This is a genomic window from Streptomyces sp. SP17BM10, from assembly GCF_036322405.1.
Lineage (GTDB): Bacteria > Actinomycetota > Actinomycetes > Streptomycetales > Streptomycetaceae > Kitasatospora.
Map to the genome: position 1 here is coordinate 32,042 of NZ_JAQYXB010000674.1, position 20,598 is coordinate 52,639.

The window sequence follows — 20,598 nt, forward strand, 5'->3', positions numbered from 1 at the left end:
CCTAGTGGGGCCCGTCCGCTCCCACTGGCCCCCGCTCCCGCCCGGCCGCACCGCCCCGCCGGATCGGCCGCAGCCGCCGTGCCCGCCGCTCGACCCACCGGAGCGCGGCGGTCGGCAGGAACACCGCGTCCGCCGCGACCATCGCGAGCGAGAACACGGGCAGTCCGAGCACCACCGCGATCCCGAGGTGCTCGGCCATCATGATCGCCAGCAGGACGTTCTTGACCCGCCGGTCGAGCAGCGTGAACGGGAACGCGACCTGCACGATCACCGTGCCGTACGAGATCAGGAACACCGGCACCAGCGCCGAGCCGACCAGCGCCGACAGCGCCGGCCAGGGCGTGAAGTAGTCCAGGTGGAGCGGGTAGTACAGCGCGGTGCCGTCCTGCCAGCGCGTGCCCTGCACCTTGTACCAGCCGGCCGTCGCGTAGATCAGCACCACCTCGGCGGCGATGACCAGCATCGCGCAGTTGTGCACCGTGTTCGCGAGTCCGTCGAGCACCGCCCGCAGCTCGCCCCGCGGCCGCAGCCGGCCGAGCGCCCACCAGAGCCCGGCCACCGCCCAGAGCCCCCAGAACAGCGGGGCCCACCCGACGTACGGGAACGCGGCGGAGGTCCAGGTCAGGCTGTCGCCGGAGAAGTCCCCGAGCTGACAGACCGCCAGCACGGCCCCGAGGACGGCCCAGAGCACGACGCCGCCCCACCCCGGACGGCCCCGGCGGGCGTCCAGCGACCACACCTCGGCGCAGCGGGTGAAGACCAGGTAGAGGGCCATCAGGTGGACGACGTTGTCGCCGCCGTCACCGAGGAAGACGTCCCGGTTCTGCAGCGACAGCACGGTGACCATGAACAGCACCGTGCTCGCCCGGGTCCGCCAGCCGAGCACCACCGCGAGGGCGGCGAGCACCGCCAGGTGGTAGACCGCCTCGAACCAGAGCCGCCCGTCGAACCACGGCAGCACGGTGAAGGCCCCGTTGTCGGCGAGGAGCTGCCGGGCGAGGTCCATCGACCAAGGCGACCGGTCGCCGTAGAGCACCCGCCGGTTCGGCCACTCGCGCAGCAGGTAGGCGAGCCAGACCAGCCCGAAGCCGATCCGCACCACCGCCGCCTGGTGCCGGCCGAACACCCGCCCGGTGAACGCCTCCAGTGCCCGGCCGGCGAGCACGAGCGGGCCCGGCGCGGTCGGCGCGGTCGGCGCGGTCGGCGCGGTCACCGGACTGGGCCCGGGGACGGACACGACCTGGTGCCCGCCCTGGCGCGGGATCCCGTCCAACCGCGGCTGTTCGACCCCGTCCGGAGAGACCTCCCCCGGCGAGACCCCCGGCTGCGACACCTCGTTCACCCGAGCCCCCGGTAGTCCTCGTCGCCCACCGGCCACCACGGCAGCTCCCGCGCCTTCGGATCGGCCGGTGGCGCCTCCCCGCTCCAGGACGGCGGCGGGACGGTCACCGTGGTCACCCGGAACTGGATCTCCAGGATCCGCTCGCCCTCCACGCCGCGGCCGATCCGCTGGAGCGCGATGCGCTTCAGGTACTCCTCGGCGAGCTTGCCGCGGCTGTTGGTCAGCGTCTCGTCCTGCGGGTTGTGCGAGCCGTCGTAGAAGTCCCAGGCCCGGCGCAGCAGGTTCTGGTCGACGTGGCTGGGCGCCGGGTTGCCCCTTATCGCGGCGATGTCCCGGGCGGTCAGCCCGACCCAGTCGCGGGTCACGGTGGCGCCGCCGTCGGCGACGGTGCGCACCCGGGCGTCCAGGCTGACGTTCTGCTGGAGCGGGTTGGGCGCGAAGAGCTTCCAGTTCTGCTCGAACTCGGGGTAGACCACCCCGTCGAGCTGCTCCCGGTACTCCCGGGACACCGTGTTGGCGGGCGCGACGTGCAGGAACACCGCGCCGAGGAACAGTCCCGTGCCGGCGAGCAGCACCACGGCGGCCAGGCCCAGCACCAGCTGCCCGGGGCGCGACCGGGGCGGGCCGCCGGCCGGTGTGTCCGTGCTGTCGGCCATGCGCACTCCCCCTGCCGGACGGGCGCCGCCGGGCCCGTCCCGGGTCGGTCGCGCGCCCATCCTGCCCTACCGGGCCGAAGGGTGCGTACGGGTCGCAGCGGGTCTCAGAGGACGTAGGCGTCCTGGCCGGTGCTGCTGACCATGGGACGGCCCGCGCCCTCCCAGGCGTACATGCCGCCGTCCACGTTCACCGCGTCCCGGCCCTGCTGCACCAGGTACTGGACGACCTGTGCCGAGCGGCCGCCGACACGGCACAGCACGTACAGCTTGTCGTCCGGCAGCTCGCCGAGCCGGGCGATGACCTGCCCGAGCGGGATGTGCAGCGCGCCGTCCACGTGGCCCGCGTCCCACTCGTCCTGCTCGCGGACGTCCAGGAGCACGGCGTCGGCGGGCACGGAGGCGGCGTCGGCGGAGGGGATCTGCGGGAACATCGTGTGGGTCTCCTGGGGATCGATCGGGTCCGTGCCATTGTCGCCCACCGGGGGCCGGTGGTCGCCGAGCAGCCGGGCCAGCTCGGCCTGCCGGCCCGCGGCCTTGGCCAGCAGCTCCTCGGCGAGCTGCTCCAGCAACCCGTCCGGGTCCTGCGGCGCGAGCGCGAGGAGCTGCCCCATCGGGGTGCGCTCCAGCCGGACCTGCTCGGCGGCGGTCTCGGCGATCTTCGCGGTGAGCCATTCCAACCGGCGGCGCAGCCACTCCAGCCGGTCCGGCGCGTCCGGTGCGGGGGCCGCCTCGGGCGCGGTGGACCACTCGGCGGCCAGGCCCGCCAGCGCGCCGGCGTCGCCGAAGGCGTAGGCCTCGTTGACCCGGACGAGGAACGCCGCCCGGCGCTCCTGCTCGGCCGGGTCGGTGGTGAGGTCCGGGTGGGCACGGCGCACGAGGTCGCGGTAGATCCGCTGGGCCTCCCGCCCGGGGCGGACCTTGGCCGGTGCGGCGGGCGGCGGCGGGACGGCCTCCTCCTCGCCGCCGCGCTCCTCGCGGACCGCCTGGACGGAGTCGAACAGCGCGTCCAGGTCGGGGAGTTCCTCCACCTGCTGCCGGGCCTCGGCCGCCCGCCGGACGTCGTCGGGGTGCCCGGTCGTGGCCGCGACGGCCTCGGCGACCAGGGCGTCCAGCTCGTCGAGCCGGGCGTACAGCGGGCCGAGCAGCTGATGGTGGATCAGCGCGAAGTTGTCGATCTCGACCCGCAGCGTCTGCACGTCGACGTCCATGCTCAGCAAGGCCAGTTCGGCGGCGGCGACCCGCTCCTCCAGCTCCTGCTGCTCCGGGTCCGTCCAGCGGACGGGGATCTGCGCGGTCACTTCTCGCCTCTGTCTCGTCCTGCCGTGCTCTGCCGTCGGCCGGGCCGCGCCGAACGCACGGGTCCCGGCGGCCCGGCCTGCCACCCTACCCCTGCGCGGGAAGCGTCAACCGGGCGGAAGGGGGGTACGAACCGGCGCGAGGCAGGCGGCGTGCAACCGATCCTGATGAATCTCCCCGTTTCGCTATCGAGCCCGGCCCGGTCCGTGCTTCGCTGGTATCCGCACAGCGTGCCTTCCTCCACGAGACGGCCGCCTCCAGGCGCGGCGGCCAGGCGGGAGCAGACCGAATCCATGGTGGACGAGCCCAACTCCACACCGCGTCCGACGGGCGCCGAGGCCGTTCCGGGAGGCCACCCGGCGGGCGTCGCCGCCCTGGTCCGGCTCGCCCTCGTCCTGGTCGACCGGGCCGGACGGATCGCCCAGTGGAGCCGGGCCGCCGAGGAGCTCTTCGGCCACCGCGCCGAGGTCGCCCGCGACCGCCCCGCCTCCGGCCTGCTGCCCGCCGTGGAGCCCCGCGCCGCCGGCACGACCTGCGCCCGGCGCCGCTGCGACGCGCTCGACACCCTGGCCGCACTCACCGCCGACGGCAACCCCTGGGCCGGTCAGATGCCCGTCACCGACCGCGAGGACCACCTGCGCGACGTGCTGTGGTGGGCCTACCCGCTGCCCGGCCCGTCCGACGGCCTACTCGCCCTGGCCGCCGACGCCCGCCCGCTGCGCACCTCGGGCCCGCGCCTCGCGCTGGGGGAGCGGCTGCTGCCGTTCGCGCCCGCCCCCGCCGCCCGGGGCGGCTTCCACGGGCTGGTCGCCGCGCTCACCCCGCCCGGCGGAGCGGTGCCCCCGGCGCTGGCCCGGCTCCTGCCCGACGCCCACCGGGCACCGCTGCTGGCGGCCCTGGAGCTCGCCGGCCTGCCCGCCCTGCGGCTGGACGCCACCACCGTGCTCCCCCTGCTGCCCTCCGACCCGCAGTGCGGCACCGCACACGCCGCCGCCGGGATCGGCCGCCGCTACCCCACCGCCCAGCAGCGCGCCGCCCGGGTCGGCCCGCCGCCGCAGCCCGAGCAGGCCGCCGCGTCGCGGACCGTCCGCGGCCGCCCGACGGGCCCGCTGCCCGGTCCGCGCGAGTGCGCCGAACGGCCCGCCGGCAGGTCGGCCGCCCTGTCCGTCCCGTCCCCCACCGGAGGAGGCGCCGCCATCGAGCCGGCCGCCGTCGAATCGTCCGCCAACGGCCACCAGGCCCTCGCCCCGGCCACGGCCGGGCGGCGCGCCCGCGGCGACCAGTCCCCGGGCGGCACCCCGCCCGCCGTCCCGGCCCCCGGCGGCGCCGACGGTCCGCCCCACGGCGGCGGCCGCCTCGGCACGTTCCTGACCAACGGCCACGCCGGCGAGCAGCTGGCCCTGCTCAACGAGGTCGGCGGCAAGGTCGGCACCACCCTGGACCTCGGCTTCACCGCCCACGAGCTCTGCCAGGTGCTCGTCCCCCGGGTCGCCGACTTCGCCTGCGTGGACCTCGTGGACGGTCTGATCTCCGACTCCGAGCTGCCCGCCGCCCGGCCGGACGACGACACGATGCTCCGCCGGGTCGCCCTGGTCTACAACGAGACCGGCGGCGCCTGGGACCACGTCCTGTCCGAGGGCGCGCTGGTCAGCATGCCCCGCCGCACCCCGCCCGGGATGGCCCTCCAGCTGAACCAGCCCGTCCTGGTCCCGGTGGTCAGCGCGGACGTCGCGGTCGACTACGCCATAGCGCTCGGCGGCGTCCGGCTGGCCCCGGTGGTCTCCGGCCGCTCGATGCTGGTCGTCCCGCTCTCCGCCCGGGGCACCGTGCTCGGCATCCTCAAGCTGCTCCGGCTGCCCGACCGCACCCCCTTCGACGAGAGCGACGCCGCGACCCTCAAGGAGCTGGCCGTCCGCGCCGCCCTGTCCCTCGACAACGCCAGGCTGCACCGCGCCGAGGCCCGGGTCGCCACCACCCTGCAGCGCTCGATGATCCCGACCCGCCCGCCGCAGATCCCCGGCGTGCAGATCGCCCACCGCTACCTGCCCGGCGACCCGAAGGCCGAGGTCGGCGGGGACTGGTTCGACGCCATCCAACTGCCCGGCAGCCGGGTCGCCCTGGTGGTCGGCGACGTGATGGGCCACGGCCTGCACTCGGCCGCCGCGATGGGCCGCTTCCGCACCGCCATGCAGACCCTCGCCGCGCTCGACCTGCCGCCCGGCCAGCTGCTGCGCCACCTCGACAACCTGGCCCACAAGCTCGGCGACGACCACCTCGCCACCTGCCTGTACGCGGTCTACGACCCGATCAACCGGACCTGCGAGCTGGCCAGTGCCGGCCACGTCCCGCCGGTCCTGGTGCACCCGGACGGCAGCGGCGAGCTGCTGGAGATCCCGGCCGGCGCGCCGATCGGGGTCGGCGGGGTGCCGTTCGTCGCCAAGACCATCGACGTGTCGGACGGCTCGATGCTGGTGCTGTGCACCGACGGCCTGGTCGAGGTGCGGGGCGGCGACATAGGAGCGGGCCTGGCCGCGCTCTGCGGCAACCTGATCGACCCGCGGCAGAGCCCCGAGCAGGCCTGCGACGTGGTGCTGGAGCGCCTGCACTCGGACGACCGCAAGGACGACGTCGCCCTCCTGGTGGCCCGCTTCGACGGGGTCGCCCCGTCCGAAGTGGCCACCTGGGACCTCACCGTCGACCACCGCGAGGTGCGCCGGGCCCGCGCCCTGGTCCGCGAGCAGCTGGCCGCCTGGCACCTGGAGGCGCTCAGCGACACCACCGAACTGCTGGTCAGCGAGCTGGTCACGAACGCCGTCCGGGTGGCCCGGGACCGGGTCCGGCTGCAGCTGATCCGGGTGGACAAGCTCCTGGTCGAGGTCAGCGACGACAACCACAACCTGCCCTCGCTGGAACCCGCCGAGCAACTCGGCGAGACCGGCCGCGGCCTCACCCTGGTGACCAAGCTCGCCGAGCGCTGGGGCACCGCCCGCAAGGCGGTCGGCAAGGTCGTCTGGTTCGAGCTCCCGCTGCCCCACGGCCCCCGGAAAGCCTGAGCGGCCGGGTACCGGGCGCGCTGCCCGGTACCCGGCCGCTCGGGCCGCAAGCCCGGTCCTACGGAACTACGGAATGACGGCACCCGCCGAGGTCCGCCGCCGGGCCTCCACCGCGACCTCGCGGGAGGCCGCCGTGGCCACCGAGGTGGCGGCCCCGACCCCGGCCAGCACCCGCGGCCAGAAGTCGCCGAACACCTCGACCGAGACGGCGATCAGCAGCGCGGTGATCACCGCGACGACGTGCTCCAGACCGGCCAGGTTCGGCAGGACGACCGCCTCGCCGACCATCAGGACCACCACCAGTGCGGCGGTCAACCAGGCCCGGCAGCGGAAGGCGATGCAGATCGCCAGCGCCACCACCGCGGCCGACGGCCCGGTGTCCCGCACGTAGGCGACCCACTTCGGGAAGCCGAACAGGTGCTCCGGCCCGATCGCCACCCCGAACCGGGCGAACAGCGTGCCCGCCAGGGTGCAGGCGTAGGCCACCACGAGCGTCATCCGCCGGCCGAGCACGATCTCGGCGATGCCGAAGACCAGGAACACCTGGGCCAGCGCACCCCAGACCGGCAGGTCCAGCGCCGGGACGTACAGCGACAGCGGGGTGCGCAGCAACGAGACGTCCAGCGGCAGCGCGGCCTTCACCACCCCGATGTGGTTGACGAAGCGCTCGCCGCCGGGCAGGTGCTGCACGATGCTGAACAGCAGGATCAGAAACGTCGCCGTGGTGGCCAGCGGAACGGCGGCGAACTTCTTGCGCACCACCTGGTCCCGGACCGTCACGAACAACGTCCCCCACTCGGCGACAGCGGCCGCTCTGGCTGTCACCAGCGGCCCCTTTCGCACGCCCCCCGCGTGGGTCCTGTGAATCACAGCCGTCCTCTCCCGAATCCCCGAACCGTTGAGTCTTTTCTCAGCTACCTCAACATTAGAAGCCTCTTAACAAATCCACATCGGCATGGATGGGGATAAGGGTCATCCTCAGGGGGGAGGGGATCTCCCCTAGGGCACCCCCATCCGGCCGTGCGCCGCCCCCCGCCCCCCGGCGGAGAGCGGGCGGAGGACTACTCCTTGCCCTGCTGCGCGCCCACGGGCAGCCGGGGCGCCACCACGGCGGAGCCGGAGTGCCGGCGCCGGAACAGGGCGGGCATGCTCGGCGCGACGATGAAGCCCTCGGCGCGGGCGCTCGCGATGCCGATCCGCGGAATCTCACTGCTCTTCTCGAAGAGCAGGTAACGCGGTTCCCAGATCGGCCGGTACTTGGCGTTGGCGCGGTACAGCGACTCGATCTGCCACCAGCGCGAGAAGAAACCGAGCACCGAGCGCCACAGCCGCAGCACCGGGCCGGCGCCCAGCCGCGAACCGCGCTCGAAAACGGAACGGAACATCGCGAAGTTCAGGGAAACGCGCTTGAGCCCCACCTCGTCCGCGCGCTGGAGGAGTTCGATCACCATGAACTCGACCAGGCCGTTCTCGGTGTCCCGGGCCCGGCGCATCAGGTCCAGCGACAGCCCGTCCGGGCCCCACGGCACGAAGCTCAGCAGCGCCTTGAGCTCGCCGTCCCCGTCGTGGCACTCCAGCATCACGCAGCGGCCGTCGCCCGGGTCGCCGAGGCGGCCCAGCGCCATCGAGAAGCCGCGCTCCGTCGCTCCGTCGCGCCACTCGTCGGCCTTGGCCACCAGCCGTTCCATCTCCGCCTCGGAGATGTCCTCGTGGCGGCGGATCCGCACGGTGTACCCGGCCCGCTTGACCCGGTTGTACGCCTGCCGGACGACCCGCATGGCCCGGCCCTCCAGCGAGAACTCGTCCAGCTCGACGATCGCCTCGTCACCCAGCTCCAGCGCGTCCAGCCCGTGCCGGGCGTAGATCACGCCGGCCTCCTCGGAGGCGCCCATGACGGCCGGCGCCCAGGCGTGCTCGCGGGCCTCGGCCAGCCACGCGTCGATCGCGCCCGGCCAGGCCTCCGGGTCCCCGATCGGGTCGCCCGAGGCGAGCGACACCCCGCCGATCACCCGGTAGGTGACGGCCGCCTTGCCGCTGGGGGAGAAGATCACGGCCTTGTCCCGGCGCAGCGCGAAGTAGCCCAGCGAGTCCCGCTCGCCCTGCTTGTCCAGCAGCCCCCGCAGCCTGGCCTCGTCCTCGGGATTCAGCAGTTCCTTGCCGCGCGGGCTGCGGAAGGCGACGTACAGCACGAGCAGGAACAGCACCGCACCCATCGCGTTGATCACGGCGTTCACCCAGGTCGGCGCGTTGATCACGGAGCGCAGGTGCTCGGACGGGGTGATGGTGATCATCCGGCCGACGGAGTAGCGGAAGAGGTCCCAGAAGCCGGCGCCGGACAGGTCGTTGGTCAGCCACACCAGCAACGCGCCCACCCCGCCGCCGAACAGCAGCCCGCCGACGAAGGTCGCCGCGGCGGTCTTCGGGTTGGACTGGTCGCCCTTTGAGGTGAACTCCTTGCGCCCGATCAGCAGCGCCAGCACGAACAGGCAGGTCAGCACCGTGGAGACGTAGTTCAGCGGATGCCGGTTGAAGCCCTCGTCCGGCAGCACCATGGCCGCCAGGTAGAGCAGCGCGAACATCCCGGCCAGCGCCGCGTTGAAGATCCACGCGGCCCGCTTGCGCCGCCGCATCGCCACCGCCAGGAACACCGACAGCACCGCGCTGGCCAGGCCCGAGGTCATCAGGTACGGGGTGAAGTACTCACCCTCGTTGTGCTCGCTGACCTGGTCGCGGAACGGCACCAGGAGCACCGTCGCCACGTTCAGCAGCGCGATCAGCCGCAGGTACCAGACGGAGGCCGCGGCGGCCCTCGGGCGCCAGCGGTCGAGCAGGCCGACGGGCCGGGGCCCGGTGGACGTGGCGGACGGCTCCGACTTCACAGTGGACGACACAGCTCAATTCCAAACGATCAGATGGTGGGGCGCATCCGCACACGGCCCGGCGCCGGGCGCCCGCACGGGCCCGACGGACTGACCGGCGGCCCCGGGCTCACCGGCCCCCGCACCAGGGAGCGGGCCGACGAAAAGGGCAGCCACCAACATGGTTCCCCACCCCGCGTGAGAATCGCGTGAACCGGGTAGCGGATTCCAACCCCCGCCGAACGGCGGGGGTGGCGACCCGCCATGCGTTCGGCGGCCCGACCCGGCTACCCCTACCCTCGACATCGACCCGCGCGGACCGCCCCACCCGGCCGCCCCAACCGAGGAGGCACCATCACCACCACCCGCGTGCTGATCGTGGACGACGAGATCCTGGTCCGCTCCGGCCTCGGCCTCATCGTCGGTTCCGCCCACGACCTGGAGGTGGTCGGCGACTGCTCCGGCGGCCAGGCCGAGGAGCACGTCCAGCGGCTGCGCCCGCACGTCGTGCTGCTCGACATCCGGATGCCCGACCTCGACGGCATCTCGGTGCTGCGCCGGGTCCGCGCCCTGCCCGACCCGCCGGCCGTCGCGATGCTGACCACCTTCGACACCGACGAGTACATCGGCACCGCGCTGCGGGCCGGCGCCTCCGGCTTCCTCCTCAAGGACACCGCCCCCGAGCAGCTGGTGCACGCCGTCCGGGTGCTCGCGGCCGGCGGCAACATCCTCTCCCCGACCGTCACCCGCACCGTGATCGGCGGCTACGTGGACGGCGGTGGCCCGGACGCCGAGGCCTCCGCGCTCACCCGCACCCTCACCGGCCGGGAGCTGGACGTCCTGGCGCTGCTCGGCGAGGGCCTGTCCAACGCCGAGATCGCCGACCGGCTGTTCCTCGGCACCGGCACCGTCAAGGACCACATCAGCGCGATCCTCGGCAAGCTCGGCGCCGCCAACCGTGTCCAGGCCGCCGTGGTCGCCCACCGGGCCGGGCTGGTCCGGCCGAAACCCGGCGACGGGGCATGACCGCCGCCGACCAGCTGCCGTCGAGACGGCTCCCGGCCTGGTGCACCGCGCCCTGGCTGATGCTGCTGCTGCCCACGCTCTACTCCCTGATGGACGCGGCCCTGGTCGCCCGGGACGCCCCGTGGTGGCAGGTGGCGCTGTCGGTGCTGGCCGCCGTCACGCTGCTCTGGCGCCGCCGCTTCCCGGTCCTCGTCCTGCTGCTCACCATGCCCGGCAGCTACGTCGCCGACATCTGGCTGGCCCCGATCACGGCCGTCTACACGCTGGCGGCCGAACGCCCCAACCCCCGCCTGGTCGTCCCCCTCGGCACCCTCTTCACCCTCGTCGAGTTCTTCCACTGGCCGATCTCCGACCAGACCGTCTGGCTGAGCCGCGACACCGCGCTCTACGCCATCCAGTCGATCATGCTCGCCGCCGGGCCCGCCGCCACCGGCCTGCTCGCCCGCACCCGCCGGGAACTGGCCACCCGGGTCGAGGAGCTGACCCGCGGCCAGGAGCGGGAGAGCCGGCTGCTCGCCGAGCGGGTGCTGATCAGCGAGCGCGGCCGGCTCGCCCGCGAGATGCACGACGTCGTCTCGCACCAGGTCAGCCTGATCAGCATCCAGGCGGGCGCGCTCCAGGTGAGCACCGCCGACCCGGCCGCGGCGGCCACCGCCCGCACCATCCGCGAGCTCTCCGTGCGCACCCTCGACGAGCTGCGCCAGATGGTCGGCGTGCTGCGCACCGGCGACCCGCGCCCCAACACCCCGCTCGCCCCGCAGCCGCGGCTGGCCGACCTGCCCCGGCTGATCGAGGAGAGCGGCCTGGCCGCCGACGCCGAGCTGGCGCCGGGCGAGCGCCCGTGGCCGGAGGCGGTCGAGCGGGCCGCCTACCGGACCGTCCAGGAAGCGCTCACCAACATCACCAAGTACGCCCCGGCCGCGGCCGTGCACGTGAAGGTGCGGGCGAAGGGGCGGCGGCTGCGGGTCGAGGTGCGCAACGACCCCCCGCCGGTGCGGCCGGCCGGGGCGCAGGCCCTGGCCCTGCCGGGCGGCGGTCACGGGCTGGTGGGCCTGCGCGAGCGCGCCCAGCTGCTCGGCGGCACCCTGACCGCGGGCCCCACCCAGGAGGGCGGCTTCGAGGTCCGCGCCGAACTCCCCGCCTCCCGCGCCTGATCCGGTGCGCGCGCCCGGGGCGTTCACGACCCCCGCCCGGAGAACGAGAAAGCCCCGCAGATCCGAAGATCTGCGGGGCTTCGCTGTGCGCGAGGGGGGAGTTGAACCCCCACGCCCTTTCGGGCACTGGAACCTGAATCCAGCGCGTCTGCCTATTCCGCCACCCGCGCATGGGTGCGTCTTCCGTGCCGACCGGATCCCCGACCCACCAGCGCCTCGCGGCCCTCGCGGTTCTTCGTCCCGGCCTCCCTCTCGGGCGGCCCTTCCGACGTGGAAAACAGTAGCACGACCTGGGGGAGTCCTCCGAATCCGTTCCGGCGGGACGCTTCCACCCCCGGTCCGCCACCCGAGCGCGTCCGAACGGATGCCCTCCGAACGTCCGCGCGAAGCGTGGAACCCCCTTCCGACGGGCACACCTGGCGTGCCGTGCCCGACATGCGTCACCCTGTGTGTCCGAGCCCACCCCCGCGCACGACGCGGTCCGGGAACCGTACGGATGGGCCCGGCGTGGATACGATCAGTACGGAAGTACCGCAAGTAGGCAGGACCGGCCCTCCGGGCCCGGTCGGCAGGCAGGCAGGCGAACGAACCCTGGAAGGGGGTGCCCCATGGGAGTGCTGAAGAAGTTCGAGCAGCGACTTGAGGGTCTCGTCAACGGCACCTTCGCCAAGGTGTTCAAGTCCGAGGTCCAGCCCGTGGAGATCGCCGGGGCGCTGCAGCGCGAGTGCGACAACAACGCGAGCATCTGGAACCGCGACCGCACCGTCGTGCCGAACGACTTCATCGTCGAGCTGAGCCCGCACGACCACGAGCGCCTGAGCCCCTACTCCGGGCAGCTCGGCAACGAACTCGCCGGCATGGTCCGCGAGTACGCCGAGGCCCAGCGGTACAGCTTCATGGGCCCCCTCCAGGTGAACCTGGAGAAGGCCGACGACCTCGACACCGGCCTGTACCGGGTGCGCAGCCGCACCCTGGCGGCCGAGGAGCCCCAGCAGTACGCGCCGCCGCAGCCCGGCTACGACCGCCCGCCGGCCGCCCCGGCCCCCGGCGCGCCGTGGCAGCAGCCGGGCGCCGACCAGTACGGCGCGCCCCCGCCGCCGGCCGCGCCCCCCGCCATGCCCCCGGCCCCGCCGACCGCGGGCGGCAACGTCCGCGCGTTCCCCGGCTCCGGCCACGGCGCCTCGACCCGCACCTGGATCGAGGTGAACGGCGCCCGCCACCAGATCTCCGGCGGCGCGTGCGTGCTCGGCCGCTCGACCGAGGCGGACGTCCGGATCGACGACCCGGGCGTCTCCCGCAAGCACGCCGAGATCCGCCCCGGCAACCCTTCGATGGTCCTCGACCTGGGCTCCACCAACGGCATCGTGGTGGACGGACAGCACACCCAGCGCGCTACGCTCCGCGACGGCTCGCGAATCGTCGTGGGCTCCACCACCATCGTCTACCGACAGGTCGAAGGGTAGTGTCCGATTTGTTCGCTCGCTTCGCTCACCCACACGCGGGGCGGCCATGTCCGAACTGACCCTGACAGTGATGCGGCTGGGCTTCCTCGCCGTGCTGTGGCTGTTCGTCATCGTCGCGATCCAGGTGATCCGCAGCGACCTCTTCGGGACCAAGGTGAACCCCCGCTCCTCGCGCCGCGGCGGAGCCGCGCCCGCGTCCGGAGCCGGTGCGGTCACCGCGGCCACCGCGCCCGCGGCCGGACGCTCCGCGCCCGGCCCGGGCGGCAACACCGCCGCCCCGGCCACGAGCGGCGGCGGCCGGCGTCGGGGCGCCCCGACGCAGCTCGTCGTGGTCCAGGGCTCCCTGGCCGGGACCACCGTCGCGCTGCAGGGCCAGACCATCACCCTGGGCCGGGCGCACGACTCCACCATCGTGCTGGACGACGACTACGCGTCCTCCCGGCATGCCAGGATCTATCCCGACCAGACTGGGCAGTGGACGGTCGAGGATCTAGGCTCCACCAACGGCACCTATCTGGACCGGCAGCGCCTGACCGCGCCGACCCCGCTCCAGCCGGGCATGCCCATCCGTATCGGCAGGACCGTCATCGAACTGCGGAAGTAGTAGCGCATGAGGGACAGCATCCCGTCCATGACCCAGAGGGGGGCACAGGTCGCATGACCCTGGTGCTGCGCTTCGCCGCCGGCTCCCACAAGGGACTGATCCGGGAGGGGAACGAGGACTCCGGCTACGCCGGGCCGCGGCTGCTGGCCGTGGCCGACGGCATGGGCGGCGCCGCGGCCGGCGAGGTCGCGTCCTCCGAGGTGCTCGGCTCCATCGTCCGCCTGGACGAGGACGTGCCGGGCGCCGATCTGCTGACCCTGCTCGGTGACGCCGTCCAGGGCGCCAACGACCGGCTCCGGCAGATGGTCGAGGACGACCCCCAGCTGGAGGGCATGGGCTGCACGCTCACCGCCATGCTCTGGACGGGCCAGCGGATGGGCCTCGTGCACGTCGGCGACTCCCGCGCCTACCTGCTGCGCGACGGTTCGCTCGTCCAGATCACCCAGGACCACACCTGGGTGCAGCGCCTGGTCGACGAGGGCCGGATCACGCCCGAGGAGGCCGAGACCCACCCGCAGCGCTCGCTGCTGATGCGCGCCCTCGACGGCCGCGGCCAGGTCGAGCCCGACCTGTCGATCCGCGAGGTCAGGGCCGGCGACCGCTACCTGATCTGCTCCGACGGCCTCTCCGGCCCGGTCAGCCACCAGACGCTCGAAGCCACCCTCGGCAGCTACTACGCACCCGAGCAGACCGTGCAGGAGCTCATCCAGCTCGCGCTGCGCGGCGGCGGCCCGGACAACATCACCTGCATCGTGGCGGACGTCATCGACGTCGGCGCCACGGACACCATGAGCGGCCAGTTCAACGACGTCCCCGTGGTGGTCGGCGCGGTCGCCGACGCCCCGCCGTCCTCGGCCGCCACCGACCGTTCCATCGCCGACACCCCGGCCGGCCGCGCCGCCGGTCTCGGCCGCTCCCCCCAGGGCGCCTTCGGCCCCGCCGAGGGCTACGGCGCGCCGGGCGGCTTCGGCCCCGCCGAGGGCTACGAGGGCGAGTACGGCGGCTACGACGGCACCGCCGATCCCTCGGTGTACGGCACCGAGGACTTCGACGAGGAGGCGCCGCCCAAGCGCAAGCGCAAGGGGCTCAAGGTCTCGCTGGCCGTCCTGGTCGCCCTCGGCGTGCTCGGCGGCGGCGGGTACTTCGGCTACCAGTGGACGCAGGGCCAGTACTACGTCGGCGCGGAGGACGGGCACGTCGCCGTCTACCAGGGCATCAACCAGAGCCTGGCCGGTCTGAGCCTCTCCTCGGTGCACACCGAGTACAAGGACATCGCGCTCAAGTACCTGCCGACGGACCAGCAGGCGCACGTCACCAAGACCATCTCGGTGAACAGCCTGAACGACGCCGACGCGACCATCAAGGAGCTCGACGGCTGGGCCAAGCTCTGCAAGAAGGTCAGCGACGCGAAGGCCGGTGCCACCGGGCAGCCCACGGGCACCCCGGCCACCCAGACCACCCCGGCCACCCCGGCCACCCAGACGACGTACGCCGAGCCCGCGGGGTTCGTGGCCGCGCCCCTGCCCACGCCGAGCGAGAAGCCGAGCGAGAAGAACCGCGCCCCCGTGGCCGCGGTGCCCACCGCGACGGCGGCCCCCTCGGCCACCCCGAGCGCCCCCGCGGCCACCCAGCCGCCGACCGCCGCCCCCGCGCCGACGCCCGGCACGGCGGCGGGCGACGTCCCCGGCCTGAGCGACGAGGACCGGCAGCGCGCCGAGTCCTGCCCGAAGCAGTGACCCCAGTGACCCGACATAGGCCCGCCCCCGGCCGGCCCGCCGGCCGGCAGGGAGCGGCCAACCAGTGAGCACCTACGACCTGAGCAGCGGCGCGGGCCGGCCCGGCCGCCGCCGGACACCGGCCGCCCGGCCCGACACCCGGCGCCGGGGCAACACCACCATCACCCCGCAGGAAGCGCCCAACCGGCGCAACACCGAGCTGGCCCTGCTGGTCTTCGCCGTCCTGCTCCCGGTCCTCGCCTACGCCAACGTGGGCCTCGCCATGGACTCCGAGCTGCCCCGCGGCATGCTCGGCTACGGCCTCGGGATGGGCTCGCTCGCCCTCGTCGCGCACCTCCTGGTCCGCCGCTTCGCGCCGTACGCGGACCCGCTGATGCTGCCGCTCGCCACCCTGCTGAACGGGCTCGGCGTGGTCATGATCTGGCGGCTCGACAAGGCCGGGAAGCTGCTCAGCGGCAACTTCAAGGCCGCCGAGAACCAGCTGATGTGGTCCGGCCTCGGCGTCGCGCTGTTCATCGGCGTCATGGTGTTCCTCAAGGACCACCGCGTCCTCCAGCGCTACACCTACATCTCGATGGTCACCGCCCTCGTCCTGCTCGCCGCGCCGGCGTTCTTCCCGGCCCGCGCCGAGGACTTCGGCGCCAAGATCTGGATCCGGATGGGCGGCTTCTCCATCCAGCCCGGCGAGTTCGCCAAGATCATCCTCACGGTCTTCTTCGCCGGCTACCTGATGGTCAAGCGGGACGCCCTGGCCCTGGCCAGCCGCCGCTTCGCGGGCCTCTACCTGCCGCGCGGGCGCGACCTCGGGCCGATCGTGGTGATCTGGCTGCTCAGCCTGCTGATCCTGGTCTTCGAGAACGACCTCGGCACGTCCTTCCTGTTCTTCGGCCTCTTCGTGGTGATGCTCTACGTCGCCACCGAGCGCACCAGCTGGATCCTGTTCGGCCTGCTGATGTCGGTCGGCGGCGCCACCGCCGTCGCGATGACCACCAGCCACGTGAAGACCCGGATCGACGCCTGGCTCGACCCGATGGCCGCCTTCGCCCCGCACCCGCCCAAGGGCTCCACCGAGCAGATCGGCCAGTCGCTGATGGCGCTCGGCTCCGGCGGGGTGACCGGCTCCGGCCTCGGCCAGGGACGGTCCTGGCTGATCAACTTCGCCGCCAAGAGCGACTTCATCCTGGGCTCCTTCGGCGAGGAGCTCGGCCTCGCCGGCCTGATGGCGATCTTCCTGCTCTACGCGCTGCTGGTGCAGCGCGGCCTGCGCACCGCGCTCGCCGCCCGCGACCCGTTCGGCAAGCTGTTCGCCGTCGGCCTCGCCTCCGCCATGGCGCTGCAGGTCTTCGTCGTCGCCGGCGGGGTCACCGGGCTGATCCCGCTGACCGGTATGACCATGCCGTTCCTCGCCCAGGGCGGTTCGTCAGTGGTCGCCAACTGGGCGCTGATCGCGATCCTGCTGAAGATCAGCGACAGCGCCCGCCGACCCGGGGTCGAACCCGCCCCCGCCACCGAGGGCCAGGGAGGACCCGCCAGATGAACAAGCCGATCCGCCGGGTCTCGATCTTCTGCCTCGTGCTGATCCTGGCCCTGATGCTGCGCACCAACTGGGTGCAGGGCGTCCAGGCCGACGCCTGGGCCAGCAACGCCAACAACAAGCGCCAGCAGTTCGACCGCTACGCCCACCCGCGCGGCAACATCGTCGTCGGCGGCCAGCCGGTCACGAAGTCCGACTTCGTCAACGGCCTGCGCTACAAGTACAAGCGCTCCTGGGTCGACGGCCCGATGTACGCCCCGGTCACCGGCTACTCCTCCCAGGTCTACGGCTCCAACGGGCTGGAGAACCTGGAGGACGGCATCCTCTCCGGCACCGACGACCGGCTGTTCTTCCGCAACACCCTGGACATGCTGACCGGTGAGCAGAAGAAGGGCGGCGACGTCGTCACGACGATCAACGCCAAGGCCCAGAAGGCCGCCTGGGACGGGCTCGGCAACAAGAAGGGCGCGGTCGTCGCGCTCGACCCGAAGACCGGCGCGATCCTCGCCCTGGTCTCCACGCCGTCCTACGACCCGGGCACCATCTCCGGCAGCGAGGACTCCGACTCCAAGGCCTGGACGGACCTCAACGCCGACCCGAACAAGCCGATGCTCAACCGGGCGCTGAAGGAGACCTATCCGCCCGGCTCGACCTTCAAGCTGGTCACCGCGACCGCCGCGTTCGAGAACGGCCTCTACCAGAACGTCGACGACGCGACGACCACGCCGGACCCGTACACCCTGCCGGGCACCAGCACCGTTCTGAAGAACGAGAGCCCCAACGAGAAGTGCGAGAACGCCACGGTCAAGGCCGGCATGGACCAGTCCTGCAACACGGTCTTCGCCAAGATCGGCGCCGACCTCGGCAAGGACAAGATGCGGGCGCAGGCCGAGAAGTTCGGCTTCAACAGCACCATCGACACCCCGGTCCGCTCCGAGAAGAGCGTCTTCCCGAACAGCGCCAGTCTGGACGGCACCGCCCAGGACTCGATCGGCCAGCACGACACCCGCGCCACCCCGCTGCAGATGGCCATGGTCTCCGCGGCGATCGCCAACAACGGCAGCCTGATGACGCCCTACCTGGTCGACCAGGAGCGTTCGGCCTCGCTGACCACCATCTCCAAGCACACCGAGAAGCAGTTCTCCCAGGCCATGAGCCCGGCCACCGCGCAGAAGATGCAGGACCTGATGGTCTCGGTGGTCGAGAACGGCACCGGCACCAACGCCAAGATCCCCGGCATCCAGGTCGGCGGCAAGACCGGCACCGCCCAGCACGGCGAGGACAACGCGGGCCTGCCGTTCGCCTGGTTCACGTCCTGGGCCAAGACCTCGGACGGCCAGTCGGTCGCGGTCGCGGTCGTCGTCGAGGACGGCTCCCAGAACCGCGACGGCATCAGCGGCGGCCGCCTCGCGGCCCCGATCGCCAAGGCGGTGATGCAGGCCGTGCTCAGCAAGTGACGGGCACCGCCGCGGTGAGTGGAATGTCACGATCGGCACCCCCGTTCGGATACCGGTCTGGTATCGGCCCACGGGTGGCTCGGGTCCGACGTGGTACGACCGGTAGCGTATCCGCCAGCAGCGGGTGTGCCCGTTGCCGCCCGCGGGGCGGCGCACGACCCGGCCGGAGAACCGGTCGCGGGCCGCGCGGCGTCACCCAGAGCGTGCGGGGACACCTACGTCACAACCTCACCGGCGGGTGAGGGAGAGGGTCGGAACTATGGAAGAGCCTCGTCGCCTCGGCGGCAGGTACGAGCTCGGCGGCGTCCTCGGACGCGGCGGCATGGCCGAGGTGTACCTCGGCCATGACACCCGGCTCGGCCGTTCCGTCGCAGTGAAGACGCTCCGGGCCGACATGGCCCGGGATCCGTCGTTCCAGGCCCGCTTCCGCCGCGAGGCGCAGTCGGCGGCGTCCCTGAACCACCCCGCGATCGTCGCCGTGTACGACACCGGCGAGGACTACATCGACGGCATCTCCATCCCGTACATCGTGATGGAGTACGTCGAGGGGTCCACGCTGCGCGAGCTGCTGCACTCCGGGCGCCGGCTGCTGCCGGAGCGCGCGCTGGAGATGACCATCGGCATCCTGCAGGCGCTGGAGTACTCGCACCGGGCGGGCATCGTCCACCGCGACATCAAGCCCGCCAACGTGATGCTGACCCGGCAGGGCAACGTCAAGGTCATGGACTTCGGCATCGCCCGCGCGATGGGCGACGCCGGGATGACCATGACGCAGACCTCGGCCGTCATCGGCACCGCCCAGTACCTCTCGCCCGAGCAGGCCAAGGGCGAGCAGGTCGACGCCCGGTCCGACCTGTACTCCACCGGCTGCCTGCTCTACGAGCTGCTGACCGTCCGCCCGCCGTTCGTCGGCGACTCCCCGGTGGCCGTGGCCTACCAGCACGTGCGGGAGGAGCCGCAGCCGCCGTCGGTCTTCGACCCCGAGGTGCGCCCCGAGGTCGACGCGATCGTGCTGAAGGCCCTCGCCAAGGAGCGCGACTACCGCTACCAGAGCGCCGACGAGATGCGCGACGACATCGAGCGCTTCCTCGACGGCCTCCCGGTCGCCGCCGCCCAGCAGGCCGCCGCCTACGGCATGGGCGCCGCCGGGTACGGCTACGACCAGAACGGCTACCCGCAGCACGACCCGTACGGCCAGACCAACGTGCTGCCGCAGCAGCCCGGCGGTCCGACCACCGTCCTGCCGCAGGTCGGCCAGCCCGGCTACGGCCAGCAGGGCGGCTACCAGGACGACGCTTACGGCCAGACCTACGCCGGCGCCCCGGCGGGCGGCGGCCACGACGACGGCTACGGCTCCGAGGGCGGCCGGCGCGGGGACCGGCCGAAGAAGAGCAACACCTCCTGGATCGTGCTGGCGGTCGCCGCCGTGCTGGTCCTGGTCGGCACCTTCTTCGTCGCCCAGGCGATGTTCAACGGCGGCGGCACCAAGGAGCCCGCGAAGCTCGCCGCGCCGAACCTGGTCGGCAAGAGCCTGGCCGACGCGAAGACCGTGGCCGCCCAGGCCGGTCCCAAGCTCGTGGTGGCCGAGGGCGACAAGATCGCCTGCCCGGACGCCAACGTGAAGAAGGACCAGGTCTGCACCCAGAACCCGACGGCCGGCACCCAGGTCGCGGAGAACGGCACGATCACCGTGCAGGTCTCCTCCGGCCCGGCCAAGGCGAACGTCCCCCCGGTGACCGGCAAGACCAAGGACCAGGCGACGCAGGCGCTCAACGCGGCCGGCTTCTCCAACGTCACCACCGAGTACAAGGACGACGACACGGCCCCGCAGGACACCGTCACCGCCCAGGACCCGGCCGCCAACAGCCCGGCCGACCCGAGCGCGCCGGTCAAGCTGACGGTCTCGCAGGGCAAGACCAAGGTCGCCGTCCCGCCCGTGGTCGGCATGCAGAAGGACGCCGCCGCGGCCCAGCTGCAGGGCCTGGGCTTCCAGGTCGACATGTCGAAGACGGTCCCGGCCACCGACCCGACCAAGGTCGACACGGTCGCGGCGCAGAACCCGGCGGCCAACACCAAGGCCCCGGCCAACACGAAGATCCAGCTGACGGTCTACAAGGCGGTGGAGAAGCCCACCGTCCCGCCGCTGCAGAACGTCAAGCTGTCGGACGCCATCGGCCAGCTGCAGAAGCTCGGCCTCGGCTACGCCGTCACCGGGCCGTCCGACCCGAACGCGGTGGTCATCATGACCAACCCGCCGGCCGGCACCCAGGTCGACCCGAACACCCAGGTGAACCTGGTCACGAAGCCGGCCGATCCGCCCAAAGGGGGCGACCCCTTCCCCTCACCCTCCAACCCCAAAGGGAACAACTAAGCCCTTCTTCCCCTGGTTCTGAGGACCGCCGAGGGCCCGTCGCAGCCA

Annotated in this window: 14 protein-coding genes and 1 tRNA gene; 9 read left to right on the forward strand and 6 right to left on the reverse strand. The window is 73.0% G+C overall.

Annotation, left to right across the window (positions count from 1 at the left end; all coding sequences use genetic code 11):
- Position 1 precedes the first annotated feature (1 nt).
- The 3 genes from PUR71_RS34915 to PUR71_RS34925 all read right to left on the reverse strand — a co-directional run bounded on the left by PUR71_RS34915 (position 2) and on the right by PUR71_RS34925 (position 3,296).
- Positions 2–1,237: an HTTM domain-containing protein gene (locus PUR71_RS34915; RefSeq protein WP_443077692.1), complete on the reverse strand. Its 1,236-nt coding sequence runs from the start codon at positions 1,235–1,237 to the stop codon at positions 2–4.
- Positions 1,238–1,338: 101 nt separating this feature from the next.
- Positions 1,339–1,998, reverse strand: coding sequence for a DUF5819 family protein (locus tag PUR71_RS34920; protein ID WP_329931251.1), 660 nt, complete (start codon positions 1,996–1,998; stop codon positions 1,339–1,341).
- 104 nt (positions 1,999–2,102) lie between these two features.
- Positions 2,103–3,296 (reverse strand): rhodanese-like domain-containing protein, encoded by a 1,194-nt coding sequence (locus PUR71_RS34925; RefSeq protein WP_329931252.1) that lies wholly within the window; start codon positions 3,294–3,296, stop codon positions 2,103–2,105.
- Positions 3,297–3,587: 291 nt separating this feature from the next.
- Between PUR71_RS34925 and PUR71_RS34930 the strand changes: the two genes are divergently transcribed.
- Positions 3,588–6,347 (forward strand): SpoIIE family protein phosphatase, encoded by a 2,760-nt coding sequence (locus PUR71_RS34930; protein WP_329931253.1) that lies wholly within the window; start codon positions 3,588–3,590, stop codon positions 6,345–6,347.
- Between the two features lie 66 nt (positions 6,348–6,413).
- On the opposite strand, the gene PUR71_RS34935 is transcribed toward PUR71_RS34930, so the two are convergent.
- Positions 6,414–7,172 carry a hypothetical protein gene (locus tag PUR71_RS34935; protein WP_329931254.1) on the reverse strand — a complete coding sequence of 253 codons (759 nt, stop codon included), beginning with the start codon at positions 7,170–7,172 and terminating at the stop codon, positions 6,414–6,416.
- A 236-nt stretch (positions 7,173–7,408) separates the two neighbouring features.
- Positions 7,409–9,238 carry a phosphatidylglycerol lysyltransferase domain-containing protein gene (locus PUR71_RS34940; protein WP_443077679.1) on the reverse strand — a complete coding sequence of 610 codons (1,830 nt, stop codon included), beginning with the start codon at positions 9,236–9,238 and terminating at the stop codon, positions 7,409–7,411.
- A 339-nt stretch (positions 9,239–9,577) separates the two neighbouring features.
- Between PUR71_RS34940 and PUR71_RS34945 the strand changes: the two genes are divergently transcribed.
- Both PUR71_RS34945 and PUR71_RS34950 read left to right on the forward strand, forming a co-directional pair.
- Complete coding sequence (locus PUR71_RS34945; RefSeq protein WP_329931371.1) at positions 9,578–10,231, forward strand: response regulator transcription factor; 654 nt, start codon at positions 9,578–9,580, stop codon at positions 10,229–10,231.
- Positions 10,228–11,385: a sensor histidine kinase gene (locus PUR71_RS34950; RefSeq protein WP_329931255.1), complete on the forward strand. Its 1,158-nt coding sequence runs from the start codon at positions 10,228–10,230 to the stop codon at positions 11,383–11,385. The genes PUR71_RS34945 and PUR71_RS34950 overlap by 4 nt, the downstream gene beginning before the upstream one ends.
- Before the next feature lie 86 nt (positions 11,386–11,471).
- On the opposite strand, the gene PUR71_RS34955 is transcribed toward PUR71_RS34950, so the two are convergent.
- A tRNA-Leu gene (locus tag PUR71_RS34955) sits at positions 11,472–11,555 on the reverse strand.
- 438 nt (positions 11,556–11,993) lie between these two features.
- Between PUR71_RS34955 and PUR71_RS34960 the strand changes: the two genes are divergently transcribed.
- The 6 genes from PUR71_RS34960 (at position 11,994) to pknB (ending at position 20,550) form a co-directional block, all read left to right on the forward strand.
- Entirely contained in the window at positions 11,994–12,848 is an 855-nt protein-coding gene (locus PUR71_RS34960) for a DUF3662 and FHA domain-containing protein (protein ID WP_329931256.1), read from the forward strand.
- Between the two features lie 46 nt (positions 12,849–12,894).
- Positions 12,895–13,452, forward strand: a complete 558-nt coding sequence (locus tag PUR71_RS34965) for an FHA domain-containing protein FhaB/FipA (protein WP_329931257.1) — start codon at positions 12,895–12,897, stop codon at positions 13,450–13,452.
- A gap of 53 nt (positions 13,453–13,505) precedes the next feature.
- Positions 13,506–15,188 (forward strand): PP2C family protein-serine/threonine phosphatase, encoded by a 1,683-nt coding sequence (locus PUR71_RS34970; protein WP_329931258.1) that lies wholly within the window; start codon positions 13,506–13,508, stop codon positions 15,186–15,188.
- Positions 15,189–15,348: 160 nt separating this feature from the next.
- Positions 15,349–16,725 (forward strand): FtsW/RodA/SpoVE family cell cycle protein, encoded by a 1,377-nt coding sequence (locus tag PUR71_RS34975; protein WP_329931372.1) that lies wholly within the window; start codon positions 15,349–15,351, stop codon positions 16,723–16,725.
- Positions 16,722–18,179 (forward strand): peptidoglycan D,D-transpeptidase FtsI family protein, encoded by a 1,458-nt coding sequence (locus tag PUR71_RS34980; protein WP_329931259.1) that lies wholly within the window; start codon positions 16,722–16,724, stop codon positions 18,177–18,179. The genes PUR71_RS34975 and PUR71_RS34980 overlap by 4 nt, the downstream gene beginning before the upstream one ends.
- A gap of 259 nt (positions 18,180–18,438) precedes the next feature.
- A complete protein-coding gene (pknB, locus tag PUR71_RS34985; protein ID WP_329931260.1) occupies positions 18,439–20,550 on the forward strand; it encodes a Stk1 family PASTA domain-containing Ser/Thr kinase in 2,112 nt (703 codons plus the stop codon).
- The last annotated feature ends 48 nt before the right edge of the window (positions 20,551–20,598 follow it).